The organism is Borrelia hispanica CRI, from assembly GCF_000500065.1.
GTDB lineage: Bacteria > Spirochaetota > Spirochaetia > Borreliales > Borreliaceae > Borrelia > Borrelia hispanica.
In genome coordinates this window covers 1-2510 of record NZ_AYOU01000117.1, presented here as the reverse complement: position 1 = coordinate 2510, position 2510 = coordinate 1, and the positions used below count along the sequence as shown (strand labels likewise).

The 2510-nt window shown below is 28.0% G+C and carries 6 protein-coding genes; all 6 read right to left on the bottom strand.

Features of this window, described 5'->3' with window-relative positions:
• On the bottom strand, positions 1 to 183 hold a 183-nt coding region (locus U880_RS0103570; protein ID WP_024654390.1), incomplete at its 3' end, for a DUF1506 family protein.
• Positions 183 to 590 carry a DUF3890 domain-containing protein gene (locus tag U880_RS0103565; protein ID WP_024654391.1) on the bottom strand — a complete coding sequence of 136 codons (408 nt, stop codon included), beginning with the start codon at positions 588 to 590 and terminating at the stop codon, positions 183 to 185. The genes U880_RS0103565 and U880_RS0103570, both read right to left, overlap by 1 nt.
• 14 nt (positions 591 to 604) lie before the next feature.
• The gene (locus U880_RS11790; protein ID WP_235048003.1) at positions 605 to 1078 is read right to left on the bottom strand and encodes a hypothetical protein; all 474 of its coding nucleotides are present in this window, start codon (positions 1076 to 1078) and stop codon (positions 605 to 607) included.
• Positions 1079 to 1411: 333 nt separating this feature from the next.
• Entirely contained in the window at positions 1412 to 1561 is a 150-nt protein-coding gene (locus U880_RS11785; RefSeq protein WP_235048002.1) for a hypothetical protein, read from the bottom strand.
• A gap of 12 nt (positions 1562 to 1573) precedes the next feature.
• Positions 1574 to 2122, bottom strand: coding sequence for a DUF228 domain-containing protein (locus U880_RS0103555; RefSeq protein WP_024654782.1), 549 nt, complete (start codon positions 2120 to 2122; stop codon positions 1574 to 1576).
• A gap of 22 nt (positions 2123 to 2144) precedes the next feature.
• Positions 2145 to 2510, bottom strand: a 366-nt coding sequence (locus U880_RS0103550; RefSeq protein ID WP_024654781.1) for a DUF1357 family protein, incomplete at its 5' end; no start/stop codon positions are given.

Here is a 2510-nt window from a genome sequence, read left to right as displayed (position 1 = left end):
TGGGGATATATCGATAATAATTCCAACAAAATCTGTGTAATTATTCTTATCAAAAGTAATATCATGACTTGCAAATTCATTATCTGTACTATTTATAGCTTTATAAAAGCGAATATCAGATGTTTCTTTGAAGTAGTGAATTACTCGTCCTGCAAGATTTTTAAGCCTGAGTCTTACATGCATTATACAACTCCTATTGCAAAAGGTTTTGTTTGCTCTAGTTTTACTTCTTTAAGTAGAGCTTCAAAAGCAATACAATAATCATTATTTATACAGGTTGTATTATCAGATGTTGGATGATAATCAATCTCCAGTTCACCTAATTTTTCTTTCTTTATTCGTCCAAGATCAATATCATGTATTACACCACAACGTTGTAACTTACATCCTAAGTAGTAATATAAGAGTAGTGATGCTTGACTTTCATTTAATGAGTTCAAGCTGATACCTTTTGTTTTAATTATCATCTCAAGTAAATTTGCTTGTTGTTGAAACTCATCAAAACTTAAATTATCTTCTGTTACATTTAAAAGAGATTTAATTTTAAGATAAATATCTCTAAGTCCTTCTGATTCGACATCACTACTCATCAACTTTAATTCCTTTAACTTTGTTTAATATCAACTCTTAAAATAGTTTTTTCTGTTGCTAGTAAACCACCAAGAACAAAATCAAGATATGAATAAGCGATATCACTTGAATTTTTATCAACATGTTCATTTAGAGTTGGTAACATATATTTATTTGGTCTAAATTCAATTAAATTTGGATTCAAAGGATAAATAAGTATTTGATTTTGCAAAAGATTACTTGTTTGTAAGTAAACTCTTTGCCTATTATTAATAGACTTTATAATTTTAATTAATATATCTTCCCACAAATAAGAAAATGATAAATTTTTTACTACATATGGTTCACTAAGTTTTAAACTTGTTAATGGATCAACTAGTACCATAATAGGAGTAGCAAATTCGTCACCAAATTCTAATTTTGAAAGTCCGGATTTTATCTTTTCAAATATCTTATCCATTTTATCTTTATTAGATTGTTCAAATTCTTCTTTAATTTGGTTTGGCATATTAAGTAGTCCATACATATTAGAAGGTAATACTACTTGATTTTTACCATCTTTTTGAATTGATACAGCACCAGTTAATATAAAATGATCAATAAGTTTAATAATTTCATTACTTGCTAATTTATATGCTTCTCTAAAGGAGAGTAAATTATTATTTATATCACCAATATAACCATCATTGAAATGGAAAGATTCTTCACCTTGTCTTATATGTCTAAACTTATACTGTAATCTTAAATAATTAAGTTTAACCGTTGCAGAACGAAAACCTATTGTAGCAATAGTATTAACTTCATTAATTAAACTTGTTGGATTAGCATTAAGAAAAGCATCTCATTTAATTGCTTTGGTATATCCATTTTTAAGCTCAACATCTTCTATTTGAGAGTCGATAAACCAGCTGTAGAATTTTGGTATTTTTGTTTCTCTTACAACGTTTACTACTTCCTTAGCATAATAATTTTCATCAAATAAATCTGACATCTTTAATCTCCTTTAATTTAAAGCTTTATTTCCATAGCTTTTTACACCTACCATGTGAAGGTTATCTGTGATTTTGATTGAATCTGTAATAGCTACAGCATTGGTGTTAGATGAACCATTTGCTTTTTCAAGTTGACCATCTGAGTTAAACTTAAGTTTATCTTTGCATTTGATAGAATTATCTTTTGCAACAAGATATCCTTCAAATTTTTCTGTTATTGGTACTACTGTTGCTATTTGTGTATAATCATCAATATCAATACATATCCCATATAAATCATCACCACCAGCTTCTACTCTAGGCTCATAATCATTATTTTCACCAAATGATAACTTTACTCCTCTCTTATATGGATACCCTTTAATTGGATACTTTTCTATACAAGTACTATTGTTACTATTAATGCAACCTGATGCAGCAAAAGTTAAATTCTTATCTTGAAATGAAGTATCATTACTAAAATTCTCAATATCCATGCTTGGGTTTTTCATAAGGTCTTTAATCTCTTTAACCTTTTGTTCATATTCTTGTCTAATTTGAGTAATATTACTTGAAGACACTCTTTAACCTCCTAAAAACTATTTATGAAACATGCTTCTTTAATTTAGTAAATTTTCTCTGTCTCTCTCTATAAAAATTTGCTATACCATCTCTGAGTTCATTATGATTTATCGGTCTAAAATTGGGATTTGAAATAGACAGTTGATCTTCAAATTTAAGTGCATCTTTCCTAGATAAAGAATTGCTTAATGCGTCATTATTCTTTCTTGCCTTTATATTAACCTTAGCAAGTTCTAATAATTGTTCTAATATATTTCCTTCAATATGTTCGACTGAATCAATTTTAGCTATAGCTCTGATTTGATCCGGATTAACATATTTCCTCACAAGTTCTCGTCTTTGCGCTAAGAGTATCTCATCAAGTGAATAACCCTTAGATAAAAGCAT